General features: G+C 39.2%; 21 protein-coding genes. 12 read left to right on the forward strand and 9 right to left on the reverse strand.

The genetic code is table 11. The features are described from left to right. The 3 genes from L654_RS01000000125500 to L654_RS0104815 all read left to right on the forward strand — a co-directional run. On the forward strand, positions 1 to 411 hold a 411-nt coding region (locus L654_RS01000000125500), incomplete at its 5' end, for a hypothetical protein (protein ID WP_024607441.1). Then, the gene (locus L654_RS0104810; protein WP_024607442.1) at positions 408 to 1,112 is read left to right on the forward strand and encodes a hypothetical protein; all 705 of its coding nucleotides are present in this window, start codon (positions 408 to 410) and stop codon (positions 1,110 to 1,112) included. The genes L654_RS01000000125500 and L654_RS0104810, both read left to right, overlap by 4 nt. Further along, positions 1,085 to 2,038, forward strand: coding sequence for a hypothetical protein (locus L654_RS0104815; RefSeq protein WP_024607443.1), 954 nt, complete (start codon positions 1,085 to 1,087; stop codon positions 2,036 to 2,038). Before L654_RS0104810 ends, L654_RS0104815 begins: the two co-directional genes overlap by 28 nt. A 242-nt stretch (positions 2,039 to 2,280) precedes the next feature. On the opposite strand, the gene L654_RS0104825 is transcribed toward L654_RS0104815, so the two are convergent. Further along, entirely contained in the window at positions 2,281 to 3,354 is a 1,074-nt protein-coding gene (locus tag L654_RS0104825) for a site-specific integrase (protein WP_024607444.1), read from the reverse strand. Positions 3,355 to 3,498: 144 nt separating this feature from the next. Here L654_RS0104825 and dusA point away from each other — a divergent pair, with 144 nt between their 5' ends. The 7 genes from dusA to L654_RS0104860 all read left to right on the forward strand — a co-directional run bounded on the left by dusA (position 3,499) and on the right by L654_RS0104860 (position 8,471). After that, positions 3,499 to 4,473: a tRNA dihydrouridine(20/20a) synthase DusA gene (gene dusA, locus L654_RS0104830; protein WP_076915495.1), complete on the forward strand. Its 975-nt coding sequence runs from the start codon at positions 3,499 to 3,501 to the stop codon at positions 4,471 to 4,473. A 244-nt stretch (positions 4,474 to 4,717) separates the two neighbouring features. Beyond that, positions 4,718 to 5,398, forward strand: a complete 681-nt coding sequence (locus tag L654_RS0104835) for a PspA/IM30 family protein (RefSeq protein WP_024607446.1) — start codon at positions 4,718 to 4,720, stop codon at positions 5,396 to 5,398. 9 nt (positions 5,399 to 5,407) lie between these two features. After that, positions 5,408 to 5,614 carry a PspC domain-containing protein gene (locus L654_RS0104840; RefSeq protein ID WP_008172691.1) on the forward strand — a complete coding sequence of 69 codons (207 nt, stop codon included), beginning with the start codon at positions 5,408 to 5,410 and terminating at the stop codon, positions 5,612 to 5,614. A gap of 172 nt (positions 5,615 to 5,786) precedes the next feature. Further along, the gene (locus tag L654_RS0104845; RefSeq protein WP_010554260.1) at positions 5,787 to 6,113 is read left to right on the forward strand and encodes a hypothetical protein; all 327 of its coding nucleotides are present in this window, start codon (positions 5,787 to 5,789) and stop codon (positions 6,111 to 6,113) included. A 76-nt stretch (positions 6,114 to 6,189) separates the two neighbouring features. Next, positions 6,190 to 6,702, forward strand: a complete 513-nt coding sequence (locus L654_RS0104850; protein ID WP_080671213.1) for a copper chaperone PCu(A)C — start codon at positions 6,190 to 6,192, stop codon at positions 6,700 to 6,702. Positions 6,703 to 6,710: 8 nt separating this feature from the next. Then, on the forward strand, positions 6,711 to 7,697 hold the full coding sequence (locus L654_RS0104855; protein ID WP_007580283.1) for a DUF2333 family protein: 987 nt from the start codon (positions 6,711 to 6,713) through the stop codon (positions 7,695 to 7,697). A gap of 3 nt (positions 7,698 to 7,700) precedes the next feature. Next, entirely contained in the window at positions 7,701 to 8,471 is a 771-nt protein-coding gene (locus L654_RS0104860; protein ID WP_007580285.1) for a TIGR04219 family outer membrane beta-barrel protein, read from the forward strand. Positions 8,472 to 8,504: 33 nt separating this feature from the next. Here L654_RS0104860 and L654_RS0104865 read toward each other — a convergent pair whose 3' ends face one another. Then, positions 8,505 to 9,392, reverse strand: coding sequence for a TIGR03899 family protein (locus L654_RS0104865; protein WP_024607447.1), 888 nt, complete (start codon positions 9,390 to 9,392; stop codon positions 8,505 to 8,507). Then, complete coding sequence (locus L654_RS0104870; RefSeq protein WP_007580289.1) at positions 9,361 to 9,942, reverse strand: SRPBCC family protein; 582 nt, start codon at positions 9,940 to 9,942, stop codon at positions 9,361 to 9,363. Before L654_RS0104870 ends, L654_RS0104865 begins: the two co-directional genes overlap by 32 nt. Positions 9,943 to 10,053: 111 nt before the next feature. Here L654_RS0104870 and L654_RS0104875 point away from each other — a divergent pair, with 111 nt between their 5' ends. Both L654_RS0104875 and L654_RS0104880 read left to right on the forward strand, forming a co-directional pair. Continuing rightward, the gene (locus L654_RS0104875) at positions 10,054 to 12,243 is read left to right on the forward strand and encodes an EAL domain-containing protein (protein WP_024607448.1); all 2,190 of its coding nucleotides are present in this window, start codon (positions 10,054 to 10,056) and stop codon (positions 12,241 to 12,243) included. 130 nt (positions 12,244 to 12,373) lie between these two features. Continuing rightward, positions 12,374 to 14,551, forward strand: coding sequence for a YgiQ family radical SAM protein (locus L654_RS0104880; protein WP_007580292.1), 2,178 nt, complete (start codon positions 12,374 to 12,376; stop codon positions 14,549 to 14,551). Positions 14,552 to 14,743: 192 nt separating this feature from the next. On the opposite strand, the gene L654_RS0104885 is transcribed toward L654_RS0104880, so the two are convergent. From L654_RS0104885 to hpf, 6 genes are all read right to left on the reverse strand, one after another. Next, positions 14,744 to 15,295: a protein disulfide oxidoreductase gene (locus tag L654_RS0104885; RefSeq protein ID WP_024607449.1), complete on the reverse strand. Its 552-nt coding sequence runs from the start codon at positions 15,293 to 15,295 to the stop codon at positions 14,744 to 14,746. A gap of 56 nt (positions 15,296 to 15,351) precedes the next feature. Next, the gene (mgtE, locus tag L654_RS0104890; RefSeq protein ID WP_010554268.1) at positions 15,352 to 16,710 is read right to left on the reverse strand and encodes a magnesium transporter; all 1,359 of its coding nucleotides are present in this window, start codon (positions 16,708 to 16,710) and stop codon (positions 15,352 to 15,354) included. 130 nt (positions 16,711 to 16,840) lie between these two features. Beyond that, a complete protein-coding gene (locus L654_RS0104895; protein ID WP_002957937.1) occupies positions 16,841 to 17,113 on the reverse strand; it encodes an HPr family phosphocarrier protein in 273 nt (90 codons plus the stop codon). 42 nt (positions 17,114 to 17,155) lie between these two features. After that, on the reverse strand, positions 17,156 to 18,001 hold the full coding sequence (gene rapZ, locus L654_RS0104900; RefSeq protein WP_010554269.1) for an RNase adapter RapZ: 846 nt from the start codon (positions 17,999 to 18,001) through the stop codon (positions 17,156 to 17,158). Positions 18,002 to 18,019: 18 nt separating this feature from the next. After that, entirely contained in the window at positions 18,020 to 18,472 is a 453-nt protein-coding gene (gene ptsN, locus L654_RS0104905) for a PTS IIA-like nitrogen regulatory protein PtsN (RefSeq protein WP_024594001.1), read from the reverse strand. Positions 18,473 to 18,476: 4 nt separating this feature from the next. Then, on the reverse strand, positions 18,477 to 18,764 hold the full coding sequence (hpf, locus tag L654_RS0104910) for a ribosome hibernation promoting factor (protein ID WP_007580301.1): 288 nt from the start codon (positions 18,762 to 18,764) through the stop codon (positions 18,477 to 18,479). Positions 18,765 to 18,768 lie beyond the last annotated feature (4 nt).

An 18,768-nucleotide genomic window follows, 5' to 3' on the forward strand; every position in this document is an offset into this window, starting at 1 on the left:
GGTGATATGTCGGGGTTTGGTAGCTTTGCGCTGAGTAGTGACCAAGGTGTTAAGCCTGGTTTAATAACTGTAAAAACAAAAATACCCATGCTGGATGAAAGCGAGCTAGCAGCCCTTATCGCCAAATCAAAAGCGTTAGACGAAAACGGCGCCCGTGTTGTTTACACAATAACCAATGCATTGGCCGAGGCATATAAAATTCGTAAAGCAAAATTTGACGGTGAAGTAAAAGCAACCGAGCTTGAAGAAAAACGCGCCTGGCAAGTAACATTTAAACTCGTTGAGGTGCAATCAGTCTCAGAGCGCGAACAACAGCAACTAGACGAGCAAGCCAGCACTAACGCCGAGCCACAAGCAACAACCAGTAACGACGATGTGCAAAATAAATTCAACGAGGTCGAAGGGCCATGAGCACCCGCCTATCTAACACCTTAAAAATAGCGGGTCAGCCGGTTACTAACATAGTAGCTAAAACCGTACAGCTCGATATTGCCAGCACAGGCCGCGCAAAGTTTGAGGTGGTTACAAAACAAGAACCAAGCGGCTTAGTTGAACTGCACCTAGGTTACGCACTAGATAATATGATCCCGTATTTTCTCGGCGTTATAGAATCAAAACATCAAGCTAATGGGCGCTGGTATTTAACCTGTCGTGAATTACTCGGCGCGTTAAGTTTCCCCGCACCGCTGGCGGTTCGTCACGCAACAATTAAAGCGGTGCTTGATGAGTTAACAAAACTCGGAGTTGAGTTTGCAACCCCTGAAAACGCCGAATACTTAAATAAAATTACACCCGCGTTTTATCATAGCGGCACAGGTATTGAAGCGCTAAAGCAAATAGGCAAAGCATGGGGCATTAGTGATTTTATATTTCAACAACGCCCCGATGGCAAAATATTTGTCGGTAGTTGGCACGACTCTCGCTGGCCGCTTGCAGCAATAAACGATTTTCCAGAGCATATAATAACAGCCCAAAGCTCAACTACCGGTGAGTTGATCGCCATTCCAAAATTAAGACCAGGCATAAAGCTAAACGGGCGTCATATTACCGAAGTAACCTTAATTAATAACAGGATGCACATACGATGGTCAAACAAGCCATTAAACGCCTAATACAGCGCTACTTTCCAGAGTTAAACGAGCGTAAACACCTGCCGCAACTTGCACGTATCGAAAAAATATACGACCTACCAAGTGGCGCCGCAGCAATCAGCAGCGCATTTAGACCACTAAAAGCGGCCGACGTGCAGCTATTAAACCCGCTCACAAATGAGCCATTATTCGTGCCTGTATTTGAGCAAGTAACACTCGGCACAGGGCAAGCATCCGATCACGGTTTGTTGAACGAACCTATGCCAGGCATGCAGTGTTTAATACAGTACATCGATGGCCTAAACAGCCATCCCGTCATCACCAGTTTATTACCATGGCAAAGTTTAGTGCCCGAGCACAAACGCACCGATGTTACGCTACAGCAAAACAGCCGCAGCAAAATACAAGGCCGCGACGGGAACTGGCACACCACAACTGATGGCGATATAACCCAAACCAGCGGTACCACAAAAAGAAAATCGCGCAACTGTTTAGAAAATCATCATGAACGCAATACCAATATAGCCACGCACGACATATTAAAAATAGACGGCAACCAAATAACCGAAGTCATGGGCGCCCTGAAAACAGTAGTAGGTGAAAAAGCCTTAATTGTAGCTTTAGAAGGGCTGTTACTTGGCAGTAAAAAGCAGGTAGACGTTGAAGCAACCGAAAACATAAACCTAACCACGCTCAAAACCCTACACGCAAAAGCCGCTGGGCTAGCTAAGATAGAAGGTAAGACAGTGTGGTTAGGGGATAATTCAGTAAACGTGGCGCAAGTACTTCTTGATTTAATAAGTTTGGTAAAAGATATAAACCAAAGCTTAGAAACCCACGGACACACCGGAGCAGGTGCAGGCGCACCAATAACGAAGGGCGAATTTACCGCTCTCAAATCAGCAGCCAGCAGCTTAAAAAGCACACTAAAGCCAGTAGTAGAATAGTGAAATCCCATTCAGTTGCGCGATTTTAAAAGTAGGTTAGGCTATCTGCAAATAACAGAAAAGGTAATTTGTATTATGATGGAAAAGCTAGATCGAATCGCAGAACTAAACACAGAGATGCAAGCAATTTTAACTTTGTTAACTGATGGTGAGAGTTATATCAGATTAAACCAAAAACATTTAGATTCGATACTACATAGCCTTTTATATAATACCGAAATTATAAATAGAGAGCTTTTAAGCTAGGTATTAAACTTATCATGTAATTTATGCGGAAATAGCTGCGTATAAACCTGCCACAAAATATTTAAATTACGGTGGCCTGTCACTTGGGCCACTTCTTCAATTGAATAACCCTTCTCAAATAATCGGCTAGCACCTTCACGGCGCAAATCGTGATATCGCAAATCCTCAATCCCCAAAGAATTACGCACACGTTGAAAACCAGCAGTAACGGATCGTGAGTTATAAGGAAATATTAACTCATCATCTCTAGGCTGTTTCATAGCAATATCAAATGAACCAGCCAGCAAAGGAACTATCATGTGGTTGCCTTCTTTTTTACGCGGGTCTTTTCTATCGCGGACTAAAATAGTTTTGTGATCTTCGTTTAAATCTTCCCAGCGCAGTTTGCAAACTTCACCAATTCGCATGCAAGTTAAAATACTAAAATCTAAAATATCTAAAAACGGAATACGCACTTTACCGTTTGGTCTGTAGTCCATGCGTTCCTTTAAACCATCGCGTAATTTATCTAATTCATTGTCGGTAGGGCGGCGGGTTCGCTTTTGGCTTTTGCCCACTAAACCCATTTCAATAAGTACCGGCACAGCATCTTCAAATATTTTATGGTTAGCATCAATATTCCATACTGGTCCCGCCTTTTTCATAACGCTGCGTAAATATGCAATATCATGATAAATAGTCGCTGGCCCCGCGCCAGCGCTACGCCTGTTTTTACAATGCTCAATTAAATCGCTAGTGCGTAATTCATTTGATAAAACAGAAGCTATATCACAATCAATCAGCATCTTAATAACAAACTGTTTAGTACGGCCAGTGGCATTCCATAAATCATGGTTTTCATAATACATATTCATCAGGGTGCCTAGGGTGGCCGTCTTTTTAGTTTCAGTCACCCTCGATTGCTCGATATCGTTAACTTGTTTCTTACCCCAACTCTCAGCCAACACTCTTTTACTGAATGTTTTACTTTGATTGTGTATAATCTTGCCCTTAGATTTCTCGCGTACTACGCACTTATAACGGTAGTCGCCTGAAGCAAGACGGCGTTTTTCGATATTATATGAAGCCATGATTTAACCCTAAGTTATTGATCAGTCCAACCCTATAAGGGTGACTATAGGGTGACTTTATATCGAAACTCGCGGCGGTTCAAGGCAATTCAAGGCAATTCAGACTATATGAGTAATACACTAAATAAGGGCTCAAGCCCGGTAATGGTAAGTAATGCAAGGTTTAGGCGGTTTAGCGTGGCACCGATGCTTGATTGGACTGATCGCCATTGTCGTACTTTTCATCGCAAAATGACTAAACATACTGTGCTTTATACTGAAATGATAACCACAGGGGCTATTTTATTTGGTCGAGGCGACTACTTACATTTTAATAAACACGAAGGCCCAGTTGCACTGCAACTTGGTGGCTCTGATCCTAAAGCGCTTGCGCAATGTGCAAAGCTCGCAGGTGAGCGTGGTTATGACGAAATAAATTTAAATGTAGGTTGCCCGTCAGACAGAGTTCAAAATGGTCGATTTGGCGCATGCTTAATGGCTGAGCCTCAATTAGTTGCTGAGTGTGTTGCAGCAATGAAAAACGAAGTAAGTATTCCTGTAACTGTTAAAACGCGTATTGGTATTGATGAGCAAGATTCGTATGAGTTTTTATGTGCGCTTATTGAAGCGTCTCATAAAGTAGGATGTGATGATTTTATTATTCATGCTCGTAAAGCATGGCTTAATGGTTTAAGCCCGAAAGAAAATCGTGAAGTCCCACCGCTTGATTACCCACGTGTTTATCAACTTAAAAAAGATTATCCGCAGCTAGACTTAAGCCTAAATGGCGGTGTTAAAACAATTGAGCAGAGCCTAGAACATCTACAACATATTGATGGTGTAATGATTGGGCGTGAAGCTTACAGTAACCCATTTATGCTCAATGACGTTGATGAGAAAATTTATGGTGATGCTGCAAACACACAATCACGCCACGACGTAGTGCGCTCAATGTACAGCTACATTGAAGAAGAAATGCGTTTGGGTGCTAATTTTTGGCATATTGCACGTCACATGCTCGGTATTTTTCAGGGGCAGCCTGGTGCACGAGGTTTTAGACGCCACCTTTCTGAAAGTGGTCATGGTAAGCAAGCTGATTTATCGGTAATGGATAAAGCATTAAGCTTTGTACCAGAATAAAGCTAAGCTTTAAAAGTTCTAAATTTAAGCCACTTTCGAGTGGCTTTTTTGATCCTAAATATTAGTCAAAAGCATAATTTATTGGCCAATTACACTCTATGCTGTTCAGCTTGAAGTCACTAAAAACTAGAGTGCTTTTTGTTTATCAGTATGATTTTAAATGTTTTATTTTTGTTTTGATGAACTTGGCACAACTCTTGGAATCTTCTTGTTGAAATTAATTAAAAATCAACAGGAGAATACCATGGGAATATTTAACCGCGTAAATGACGTAATTCAATCAAACATTGTCGCTATGCTTGATAAAGCTGAGGACCCAGAAAAACTTTTAAACTTGATGCTTACCGAGATGCAAGATGCGTTGAATGAGTGCCGTAGTACAGCAGCCGCTTTATTGTGTGAAGAGAAAATAATTAATCGCCAAATTGATACTAAAAAAACAGAATTAGCAGCTTGGCAAGTTAAAGCAGAACGTGCGGTTGAGAAGGGCAGTGATGACCTTGCTAAGTCTGCCTTACTTGAAAAGCAGCGCGTTAACGAAAGCATTGAGAATAAGCAAACTCAACTAGAAACACTGCAAGAGTCTATTGCAAAAATTAAGGTTGATTGTGAGCGTCTGCAGCAAAAAATGGCTATGGCCAAAACTAAGCAAGCTCAGTTAATGCAGCGTCATAATGTTGCTATTGCTAGAGGGCGAATCAGTACGCAACTACAAAGCGATAAAGTAGCTCATGCGTTGTCTCGTTTTGAACAAATAGAGCAGCGTGTTGAAGGTATTGAAGCTCAAGTAGAGGCTTATGAGCTGACTGATACAGCAAGCTCTATGAGTGCCCAAATTGAGTCGTTAGTTAAAAATGAAAAAATTGATGCTGAACTGGCTCGCTTAAAAGCGGACTTAAATACTAATTTAAAACAAACTGCTTAGGAGATTGCTATGAACAGCTTTAATCGTCAACGAGGTTGGTATAAAGATACTCTAAATAAAAAAATATCGGGTGTGTGTAGTGGTTTAGCTCATAGATTGGACTTTCCTGTATGGGCAACACGCGTAGTTACTATTTTGTTGTTTTTGAGTTTTCCGTTTGCAATTGCACTTGGTTATTTTATAGCGCATTGCTGCCTTGAAAATAAAGAGTATTAATACCAATAGGCATAAATATTTGAACAATTTAACGAATTAAATCACTCTATAACGTTGTTAAAAATTTTTATTTAGAACAACTAGATATAAAAATTTTTGCCTAGTTATAGCGCAATTTTCTTATCGTTAAATCGACCTCATATATAAGCCGGTTGGTATAAGGAGAATTACTATGAAAGCTTTGGCAGTATGTGTAATTATCTATTTATTACTGTTTACTGATTTAATAACGTTTGTGCAGATTGATTCTTGGCAGTTGCCGTTATGGATTGCTGATATTAGCTGGGCTGGGCTTGAGCTTGTAGGTGCTTTGGCCGCAATTGTTGCTGTAGTTGCTGTAGTGGCTTTAATTACTATGGGATTAGTTGGTGCGGGTGTAGTGGCATTAGCAGGGACTGTTTTAGCGCTTTTATTCGGATCTATAATGATTGCATGGCCGTTACTATTTGTTGCAGTGTTGTGTTGGCTTGTTGCCGATAACAAAAAAGTAGCCTCTTAATCCTTAATTTGACTGACTATTATAGGTTAACTATGTTAAATTTAGCCTGTAATTTAAAGTTTTCATAAGGATAAGAATGATGACGAAACTATGTTTTTCGATGGCTTCTGCATTAATATTTAGTTTTTTTTCGTCATCGTTGGCGGCGCACTCAGGGCACGATCATGGTTCTGATGTGGCTGTGCTCGAAGTAACTAACGCGCAAGTTAGAGAGTTTTTACCTGGCAGTACTTCAACTGTAGGTTATTTAACGCTAATAAATCACAGTGGAGCCGCAGCAACTTTAACTAAGGCAACTATTGATGGCTTAGGGCGTGTTGAAATACACGAGCATTCACATGTAGACGGCATGATGAAAATGCAACAAGTTGAATCAGTTGAAATTAAAGCGCACGAAAGTGTCAGTTTTCAACCTGGCGGTTATCATTTAATGGTATTTGAACCACAAGAGCCATTAAAAGTAGGGCAAGAACGCAAACTCACGCTATATTTTAGTGACGGTAATCGCTTGTTCACTAATGCTCAAGTCGTGTCGCTTGAAGCGCAAGCTACGCAGTCAAAACCATCTACTCAACACGCTCATCACTAGGAGTACACATGTCGCAACACAAAGGAAAAATAGCAGGAATAGTTGTTTTACTGCTTATCATATTTTACGCAATTGCTGTTTATTGGAGCACTGAGCCTTCACGTTTTGATGTTGTTGCAAACGCCAAAGAGCAAGCGCAGCTTCGTAATGAAAAAATAGTTACGGGTTATGTAACTACTTCTACATTAATTACAGTAGCAAATACCTTACTAGATAAACCCGGTGGCTACTTATCAAATGATGTAATACCACCAAGTATTATTATGGATGATATGCCGGCGTGGGAATATGGCGCGCTAGAAATGGTGCGTGATTTATCGCTTTCTATGCGAAAAGATTTTAGCCGTTCGCAATCACAATCAACGGAACATGAAGCACTTAAAAAGGCGCAGCCACAGTTTAATATTAGCTCTGAAGCATGGGCATGGCCAAGTGCTGAAGGTGAGTATCAAAAAGGTATTGATTATTTAATGGTATATCGTGGACAAATTGCTAACGAGCATGAGCGCGATAGCCAATTTTACGCACGAGCAGATAACTTACGTAGTTGGCTTAAAGAAGCTGAAAAACGTTTAGGTAGCTTAAGTCAGCGTTTAAGTGCCAGTGTAGGCCAAGAAAAAGTGAACACCGATTTAGCAGGTAATTCATCAAATAAACAAGCAACTCTTGCTCCACTTCAGCAGCAAGTAAGAACACCGTGGTTAGAAATTGACGATGTATTTTACGAGTCGCGCGGTGCTACTTGGGCGTTACTACACTTTTTACAAGCGATAGAGTACGACTTTGCTGATGTACTTGAAAAGAAAAATGCGCGTGTAAGCGTTCAACAAATTATACGTGAGCTTGAGGCAACCCAAGAAACAGTGTGGAGCCCACTTATTTTAAACGGGAATGGTTTTGGCTATGTTGCTAACCACTCTTTAGTTATGGCAAATTATATTTCTAGAGCCAATGCGGCTTTAATCGAACTTAGCGAACTACTAGCTCAAGGATAAAAAATGAAAAAGTATTGTTTAGCAGCAGCCCTTTCAATGGCATGTTTAGCACCGGCAGCGCAAGCTGACACTCTACTAGGTTTATACGTAGGTGTTGATGGATGGAAGTCAGATAACGATGGCCAATTTTCTTACAAAAATAATGCATCTCAAGATTTTAATTTTGAAGATGAGACTTTTGTAAGTTATTACGCGGCGCTTGAGCACCCAGTGCCGTTAGTACCAAATATCAAATTAAAGTATACAGAGCTTGAGTTAAATGGTTCTGCGCTGCTTACAGATACATTTAGCTTTAATGGTTCTGATTATGTTGTTGGTTCTACTGTAAATACGGTAAGTGATTTAACGCATATTGATTATATTTTTTATTATGAAATTTTTGATAATGACTTAATTTCAATAGACCTAGGTTTAAATGCTAAACAGTTTGACGGTGATATTGTTGTAAGCGGCACTACCCAAAATGGTGGTACTAACTTTACCGAAACCAAAGACTTCTCTGGTTTTGTTCCTCTTGCATACGGCCGTGCCGAAGCAGGCTTACCATTTACTGGTTTAAGTGTATTTTTTGAAGGTAGCTTTTTGGCTATTGACGACAGTAAAGTACAAGATTACCAAGTAGGCGTAGCATGGGAACTTATTGATAACTTGGCAGTAGATGTTGCTGTTAAAGCAGGTTACCGCTCTATGGTATTAGAACTTGATGATGTAGATGATATTACTACTGATATTGATGCATCTGGCCCATTTGCGGGTATTCAGGTTCATTTTTAATTAGTATTTTCTAATTAAACAAAGCGTGGCATATTATTTTATTGCGTGCCACGCTAAATCAAACTCTCCCTCTAGCGCATTATTAATCAACTGCTTATAGACCTTATTGACAGGAAAAGTAATGAGTTTAGATAGCTCATCACCTGTTTGAGTAAATTTGTAATAGCTTAATACCAAATCACTACTCTTTGCTTTTAACGTTACTTTTTGCGATAAAAATGAAAGGGTAAGCTCTTGCCCCGCTTTAAGCACTGCAGATTCAATTTCTTTTCTATACAGTAAATTAAGATCCATGAGCGTTAAAATATCAGGAAAGCTAATACCCGTTTTTCTTAAATTTAAAGATACTTTATTTCCTTTTCGTAGCAAATCAAACAAGGACGGTTTTTTGTAAAAGCCGAGTAATATAAAGTGGCTGTCGTCTTTTTCGTTATAGCCTGAGAGCGACACACATTTTTGCAAAGAGTCTGCTTCTCGCTGTGTCATATGCTTTAAAGTTTGTAGGCTTTTAATTGAAAACGTACCAGGATTGAGTGTTTCTCCTGTTAAAATTTTTGCCCATAAAATTTGCATTGATTCATTAGAAGTATCTTCACACAGAGCTATAAAATGCTCTACCCAATCAACATCGGGCTGTTTACTACTTGCTACATCAGGGCAAAACCCCATAGCCATTGCTAAAATTGATTCTATATTTTGTTGTTGTTTAATAAGTAATAAATCTTGGCGTTTTTGAGCGCGAGCTAAAACAGAGTTTTCACTGTTGATATGATAAAGCGGCTTAATTTGGCCCTTAATATCGTAACTTTGCTCGTTAGTGGGTAGTACACCGTTACTACCTACTTTTGTTATAGGGTAACCAAGTAAGGATTCGATGATGTTGGCAAGATTAATTCTCGCCTGTGCTGTTTTGACTGTCATGACTGTGCATTATCCTTTGTGGATCACTAAGCTGTGCAACAGTTTGAAGGTTATTTAACCCCAGTGAAACTGTATTACTGAGTACGTACTCGCTTAAAATTGCAGTGTAACCAGATATTAAAGGAGCAGTTGTTTGACCTTTAATATTACATATTAACGTAACTATACCGTTTTGCTCGCTAAGGTTAAAAGTGCCTCTAATAATATGTTCAGCATTTAAAAGTATGTTGAAGCTGACTTTATTTTGGCTTACCGAAGTTATGATCATTTCACCATATCCCCATTTTCCTTTCCAAGACTGATGAGCCCCTAGGCCAGAACTGGGTTCGCCCAAAGTAAAACGTATGCTGGGGTCTACTTTTTCCCATGGAGACCATTTTTGCCATTGGCTAAAGTCGGTGATAAGCGGCTTTATTACTTTAAGATTGGCATTAATTTCGATTGTTTTATTTACACTATAACTTTGAGGCAGTATTAGCCCTACCAGTGCCAATACTAATAGTAATAACAGTACGCATTTGATTAATATTTTTAATGGTTTAATAAGCACACCTTTTATTAGTTTTTCAAGTTGAAATACAACAACTTTTTATTAATCGACTATAGTATGAATTAGATTATAAACCAAAAATAATTTATTGATTGCTACTTAGGAGAGCGAATGTCGTCAGATCAAAACGATTTTTTATTTTTTGAACAAGATTTTGAAGACGATGCTGTTGTTGAGCAGACTAAGTTTTGGGATATTTTAATTGTTGATGACGAACCTGAGATTCATTCTGTAACAAAATTAGCTTTGTCTGGCGTTGAGTTTTTAGGGGCAGGCTTGCGATTTCACGATGCTTATTCGGGTGCAGAAGCAATAGAAGTGCTAGCTAAAAATAAAAATATTTCGGTTATTTTTTTAGACGTTGTTATGGAAACTGACGATGCCGGTTTGCAGGTTGTAAAAAGGGTGCGTGACGAATTAAATAATCAACATGTAAGAACTATTTTAAGAACAGGGCAAGCAGGTATTACACCAGAAGAAAAAGTAATACGAGAATACGACATAAATGACTATAAAACGAAAACAGAGCTGACTCGTTCTAAGTTAGTAACTTCGCTTATAACCGCTATTCGCTCATACGAGCAGGTATGTCAGCTTGAATATCAAAGTGATGCAATGAACACGATTGTTTCAGCATCAAAGTCTATTTTAGGACTTACTGATGTTAAGCAATTATGCAAAGAAATCATCAAGCACATGAGTATTATTTTAAAATGTTCACCTAGAGGGCTTGTTTGCAGTAAGTTAGATGGCGATGATTTTATTCAGGTCTTAGGTGGTTGCGGGCATTACGAAAGCTATTTTGGTAAAAAATTAATTAATGTTGATAGCAAAGTATTTGAACAAGTTGAGTCGTGTTTTGGTTTGTCAAAGCACCAACACATAGACTCAAGTTCAACATTTATATTAAAAAGTAAGCATCGAAAAGCGGCTTTATATATAGAGTGCGACCACATTCCCTTACAAGCACAGCTACAATTTGCTGAAATTTTCTTAACTAATGTAAGTGTAGCACTTGATAACATAAGGTTATTTGTAAAGTTAAGAGATGCTGCTTATAAAGATGTGCTTACTGGTATTTCAAATCGTACTAACTTTATTGAGCGTGTGGTGAGTTATCAAAAGCCACACGTGAACGATCATGTATTTGTATTACTTGATGTAGTTAATTTTGCAGATATTAATAACGGCTTAGGGCAAGAGGTCGGCAATAAAGTATTAATTGGCATTGTGCAAAGGTTAAGAGAAAATTACCCAACAGCTAAATTACTATCACGTATTGGCGCTGATGTTTTTGGTTTTATTATTCGCCAAGACGAATTTGACTTAAAAAAATTGAATGAGCAATTAGGTATTTCATTTTACGCAGAAGAACATTTACTCCCTATCGATTTTAGAGTGGGCTTATGCCAACAACAAGACTTTCAAAGTAGCGGTATTGATACACTGAAAGTTGCTTATATTGCACTTGACCAAGCTAAAAAAGCAAAGCATAAAGAAGGCGTTTATTACAATATTGATATGCAAGATAAGATGGCTTGGCGGATAGGGATTATTAGGCAGTTACGTCATGACTTTGCTCGAAATAAATTAGAGGTATGGTACCAACCTCAACTTGCACTAGATGACTTATCGCTAATTGGATGTGAGGCATTATTACGCTGGCCGGCAAGTGATGGCGTGTATATATCGCCGGCTGTGTTTGTGCCACTTGCAGAGGATGCGGGCTTAATTGTTGATATAGGGCAGTGGGTATTAGAACAAGCTTGCCAACAGCAAAAGCGCCTAGGAAATATGGGCACAGAAATTTGTATTGCAGTTAATGTGTCTGTTCCACAGTTTAAAGTAAAAGGTTATGCGCAAACTGTTAAAAATACATTGTTAAAATATGGTGTTAAGCCAAAAAACATAGAATTAGAAATCACCGAGAGCGTAGTAATGGATGAGCTGGAAACGGTTATTAGTACACTAAGTGAGCTAAAAGAACTCGGAATGGAAGTTGCTCTTGATGACTTTGGTACTGGTTTTTCGTCGCTGAGTTACATTCAAAGTTTACCACTGGATAGGTTAAAGATAGACCGTGCATTTATTAAAGACTTACCAAATGACGACACTGGCGCTATTGCTGCCTTAGTTATATCTCTTGGTGCTAAATTGGGCTTAAAAACAATTGCTGAAGGGGTCGAAACACAAGAGCAAGCCCAGTTCTTAAAAAATTTAGGATGCGATGAAGTACAAGGTTTTATGTATGCTAAACCCATGCCTGAAAATGAATTAATAGAATTTATAAATAAACGCTAAAAAGATTAACTTATTATTTAAGCTAATGAACGATTTAGAATTTAAGGCGCGATATGCTTTGACTACTTTGTATATATAAACAATTTAGTAGGGTATAATTCGCGCCTTTTGTTATTCTACGGCCACAATTATGAGCACACTCAAAGCTAAGCGCGCCTTATTTTCATACCCTAAATACTGGGCTGAATGTTATGGCACCGCGCCATTTTTACCAACTACACGTGAAGAAATGGATGCACTTGGCTGGGATAGCTGCGACATAATAATAATTAGTGGTGACGCGTACGTCGATCATCCTAGTTTTGGTATGGCGGTAATTGGCCGTGTACTTGAAGCGCAAGGCTTTAGAGTGGGTATTATTGCCCAGCCAGCATGGGACTCTAAAGATGCATTTATGGAACTAGGCAGACCGAATTTATTTTTTGGTGTAACGGCTGGTAACATGGATTCGATGATCAATCGCTATACAGCTGAAAAGCGTATGCGCCACGATGATGCTTACACGCCAGATAACGTAGGTGGTAAACGTCCAGATCGCGCCGTAATGATTTACTCGCAAAAATGCCGTGAAGCATACAAAGGTATCCCAATTGTTATTGGCGGTATTGAAGCGAGTCTTCGTCGTATAGCTCATTACGACTATTGGCAAGAAAAAGTACGTCGTAGTATTTTGTTTGATGCAAAAGCTGATATTTTAATTTACGGTAACGCAGAGCGTCCGTTAGTTGAAGTTGCACATCGTATTGCCGCAGGCGAAACAATGGATACTATTCAAGATATTCGCGGCACGGCTGTTATCAGAAAAGAACCTTTACCAGGCTGGCGTGGAAGTGACTCCACCGCTATAGATAAAATTGGTAAAATCGACCCTATTCCAAATCCATACGGCGCTGATGATGTTGGCTGTAGTAAATCTGAATTTAAACAAGCGGGTATAGACTTAAAGGCAGAAGCTGCAAAACCGATTATGGTTCAGCCTGCGCGACCTAAGCCATGGGAAAAAACTTACGTTAAGTTACCTGCTTATGAGCAAGTAAGTGTTAACAAACCTCTATACGCCCACGCTTCGCGTATTCTACATCAAGAAACAAATCCTGGTTGTGCAAGAGCACTGTTTCAGCGACACGGCGATCGTTCTATTTGGGTAAACCCGCCAGCATACCCATTAGAAACACATGAGATGGATGCTGTGTTTGGTTTACCGTATCAGCGTATTCCTCACCCAAGTTACGGCGACTCTAAAATTCCTGCTTACGACATGATAAAAACGTCAGTTAATATTATGCGCGGTTGTTTTGGTGGGTGTTCGTTTTGCTCAATTACGGAGCATGAAGGGCGTATTATTCAAAGCCGTTCGCAAGAATCAATTATTGAAGAAATTGAACAGATTAGAGATAAAGTACCCGGTTTTACTGGTGTTATTTCTGATTTAGGTGGTCCAACGGCAAATATGTATAAACTGCGTTGTACGAGCAAAAAGGCAGAAAGTACCTGTAGACGTTTATCATGTGTGTATCCTGAAATTTGTAAGCATATGGATACAGATCATACGCCAACAATAGACTTATATAAAAAAGCACGTGAAGTTAAGGGTATCAAAAAGGTATTGATTGCTTCTGGAGTTCGTTACGACTTAGCTGTACGCGACCCGCGTTACGTTAAAGAATTAGTAACGCATCATGTAGGTGGCTACTTAAAAATAGCGCCAGAGCATACAGAGGATGGTCCATTATCAAAAATGATGAAACCAGGTATGGGTGCGTACGATCAATTTAAAGAATTATTTGATAAGTACTCTAAAGAAGCCGGTAAAAAGCAGTATTTAATTCCTTACTTTATATCTGCTCACCCAGGGACAAAAGATGAAGACATGGTAAACATGGCTTTATGGCTTAAATCAAACGACTTTAAGCTTGATCAGGTACAAAATTTTTACCCATCACCGATGGCTAATGCGACGACTATTTACCACACAGAAATGAACTCTTTACGTAATATAAAAAACAATACAGAAGTTGTTCCAGTACCTAAAGGTGCTCGCCAACGTAGATTACATAAAGCTATTTTACGCTACCATGATGCAGCAGGTTGGCCGATGATACGTGAAGCACTGCGTAAAATGGGTAAAGCTAATTTAATTGGTAAAGGGCCTAACTGTTTAGTGCCTGAAGAAGGGCGTGATGAAAAAGCAGGTAAAGGTGGCAGTAAAGGCGGACGTCCTGCACTAACGCGACATACCGGTTTTAGCCAATTTAAAAAGGCAAACACTAAACCAAAAGTAGGCGGTAATCGTCAAAGTACACGTTAGTGATTCAATCTAATAACAACTAGTAGATTAGTTTAATTACGCTAAGGTTTTTTAAAACCTTTTTAATACGTAAATTAAGTAAACCTTGCTCTTTATTATCTATATTATTGTAGGTGATAAAGAGCGAGCTTTTAGAAACCCCTCTTGAGATAGCACATATTTAGTGCCTATATACTTGCAGTTAGTTTTTTCTTAAAACGTTGATGATAACCACAAACGTAATTTAAGTGACCATAAAGGCTGAATGCCTGTTAGCCCTTGCGTCATTTTATTATCTTTTAAGATTATATAAGATGGCGTGACTTGCCCTTGCCAATCGGCAAATATCTCACCGTGTTGATCGTTGACAGTGGTAAAACTGTAGCCATGATCATTTAGATACTCATGTAGTTTTTGATCCGAGCCTGATTTTATTGCGATGCTCACGACAGGGTAGTTATTCTCGTTTGCGAGTTCGTTTATGGAAGGGGAGGTAATGCTACAAATAGGGCACCAAGTTCCCCAAAAATAGACAAGTGTTGGTTTATCTTGGCTCATTGCTGACAAATCAATGTTTTGCCCTTTATAATCTATTAATTGTAATTGAGGATTTGCTGGCATAACAGGTTGTCGCCACCAATTTACAGCGTTATAAATTACGAAAAATATGAAACCATATATCAACACACTTTTTAATATTGATAGGCCTTTTTGTTTTGGCGTTTTTTTAGGTGTGTCTTTTTTATTTTTGATATCCGTTGTCATAGTTGCAGCTTTACCCTAAGTGTTTTTTACTTTAGTTATTTGCAAAGGTTTCTAATTTAAACCAGCAACCAAGTAGCAGTACCTAAAAAGGCGAATATACCCACAATATCTGTCACCGTGGTTAGCACCACACTCCCTGCAAGTGCTGGGTCTATATTCATTCTTTTAAGAATAATAGGGATACTCGCACCAGCAACACCTGCCACCACTAAGTTCATAAACATAGCGAAGGCGAGTACGCCACCAAGCATAAAGTCCCATTGCCATAGGGCAATAACACCTGCTATTAACAACGACCACAAAACACCGTTTAACGCGCCAATAGCAAGCTCTTTCATCATTAAAAAGCGTTGGTTAGTTTGATTTATATGACCTACCGCAATACCACGAATAACAAGCGTTAATGATTGGCTACCTGCAACACCACCCATAGAAGGGACAATACCGTTAAGCACAGCTAAAATAGGGAGCACATCTAAAGTACCTTCAAAAAAGCTAGCTACAAAAGCAGCTGCAAGTGCAGTTAGTAAGTTGACACCTAACCAAACTGAGCGTTTTTTAGAGCTTTTTAGTACTGGCGCAAAGGTATCTTCTTCATCATCAAGACCGGCTAAGCCCAATAAACTATGCTCAGCATCTTCTCGGATTACGTCAACGATGTCATCGATAGTGACACGACCAAGGAGCTGATCGTTATCATCAACTACGGGGGCCGATATCCAATTATGACGTTCAAATAATTGCGCGACTTCACTTTCATCCATTGAGATTGGAATGGATTCACAATCTTCATCCATTAAATCGCGAACAATCTTTTCTGGCGGGTTAGTTAATAATGTACTCAGCGATAAAGCGCCTATAAAGCAGTTATGCTTATCAACAACGTACAAGTCATCGGTACCTTCTGGTAACTCGCCACGTAGCCTAATATACCTAAGTACAACATCAAGCGTAACATCAGGGCGAATGGTCACCGTATCGGTGTTCATTAGCGCGCCAGCAGAACGCTCTTGATACGAAAGTGCTTGTGTTGCACGTTCACGGTCTTGAATGTCCATCGCGCTAACAACGTCTTTATAAACGGTGTCCGGCAGACTACGTAATACTTCACCTAAGTCATCGTGGCCCATATCTTCTGTTGCGGCTGCAATGTGCTTAGGTTCCATTTGGGCAATAATGCCTAAACGAACATCTTCTGAGAGTTCTTCAAGAACATCGCCTTGCACATCAGGATCAACCAACTGCCAAAGGAGTCGGCGAATTTTATGTGGTGATGATTCTAATAATAATGCGGTATCACAAGGAGCTGTTTTTGCGAGCATGCGCCTAACTTGAACAAATTGACCACTATTGAGTGACTTAGTCACCTGTTTTAGTTGCTGTAGTGGGTAATCTTGTTCAAAAGCTTCAGGCATTGGCGTCCTTTATAAATTTTTATATTACTTTATGGGGAGAGGTGAGTTAACTGGCGTCACTAACCGTATTTATTTTATATATCTGTTTTAGTTGGGGCATTAGTAATGCGAGCATTATTTTTATAACTGTTTATTCTTGTTCATTAAAACGTTGTGCTATTAATTCTCCAACAGCATGTAAAGCTTGCTCAGAATCGGGGCCTTTACATACAACTTTTACTTCTTTGCCTTGGCTACTTTCAAGTAACATTAATGCAAGTACGCTATCGCCTGCAGCTTCTTTGTCATCTTGAAATAATGTAATTGTCGCATCAAACTGCACTGCTAATTGGGCAAGCACGGTGGCTGCTCTGGCGTGCAATCCTAATTTGTTTTTTATTAAAAAAGTGTCTTCACAATGCATAACTTACTCTACCTAAGCTGAACAGGTGATTATTCAGCTATATTATTTTTCTTGTTCGCGATGGCGAATTTTCACATTGGGATGTGTCATTGCAAAACTTTCACCGATAGTTTGCGCTAAATATACAGAGCGATGTTGTCCGCCTGTACACCCAATAGCAATGGTTAAATAACTGCGGTTATTTCGCTCTAAGTGCGGTAACCATGTTTGTACAAATGTCTGAATTTGCCATGTGAATTTTTGCACTATGCTGTGATTGGCCAAATAATCTTTAACGGGTTGATCTAACCCATTTAAAGGTTTTAATTCAGGTTCCCAATGTGGATTTGGTAAAAAGCGTGCATCAAATACGTAATCTGCTTCTTTTGGTATACCGTATTTAAAACCAAACGATTCAAACGTGACAATCAGTTGCTTATCTTTTTTACCTAAAATCTTTTCACGAATAGATTCAGCAAGTTGATGAACGCTTAAATCAGTTGTATCTATCATAAAGTCGGCGCGGGTGATTAATACATCAAGTAATTCTTTTTCTTTTTTGATGGCTAAATCAAGAGGCAACGAGTCAATTGATAGTGGGTGTAATCTACGAGTTTCAGAAAAACGTTTGATCAATGTTTGGTCGTCGCTATCTAAATAAAATAACGTAGGTTTTGCAAAGCCAGGCAAGTATTCAAGAATATCGTTAAATTCATCTTGTTGTTTAGGGATGTTACGCACATCAATGCTAACAGCAATTTTATCATAGCTATCAGACACACTGCGAACTAATGAAGGAAGCAAGTTAACTGGAATATTATCTACGCAATAATAACCTAAATCTTCTACAACGCGTAAAGCAACCGACTTTCCAGAACCAGAACGGCCGCTTATGATAATTAACTCCATTTAACACCCTTTATAAAACTATGATTGATTGACAATAACTTGGTAAAGCTCAGCATCTGATTTTGCACTGCGTAACTGTTTACAAAAATCTTTGTTGTTTAGTTTATCAGCAATGGTTGCTAGAGTCTTTAAGTGCTGCTGGTTATCGCCATCTGGTACGATGAGTGCGACGAAAATATCAACAGGGCGATTATCGATTGCATCAAAATTTATTGGAGTTTCGCTAACGAGTACTAAAGCCAAAGGCTCTTCTGCACCGCTCATTCTTCCATGAGGAATGGCAATGCCACGCCCTATACCTGTACTACCCAATTTTTCTCTGCTCATTAAAGCATTAAGAATATCTTGTTGCGGTAAATACGGAAGTTTGTCGTGAGCAAGTTCGCTAATGAACTCTAAAATTCTTTTTTTGCTATTAAAAAGGACCGCAGCTTTGCTGCAGTCCTGGCATATAAGTGAGCTTAATTTCATCATATTAGTGTCGAGCAAGCTTCTCTTTGTGTTTAATTACTTGTCGATCGAGCTTGTCGATCAACGAGTCAATGGCGGCATACATATCTTGATGTTCTGTAGAGGCAAATAGCTCAGCACCGCTTACGTGTATGGTGGCTTCTGCTTTTTGATTTAATTTTTCTACATCGAGAATGACATGAACATTATTAATATGATCAGAGTGTCTTTCTAGCTTCGCAAATTTGGTATTAATATAGTCTCTTAGTGAATCGGTTAATTCTACGTGACGACCAGTTAAGTTTAGTTGCATAAGC

Source organism: Pseudoalteromonas sp. TAB23 (assembly GCF_000498075.1).
GTDB classification, from domain to species: Bacteria; Pseudomonadota; Gammaproteobacteria; order Enterobacterales; family Alteromonadaceae; genus Pseudoalteromonas; species Pseudoalteromonas arctica.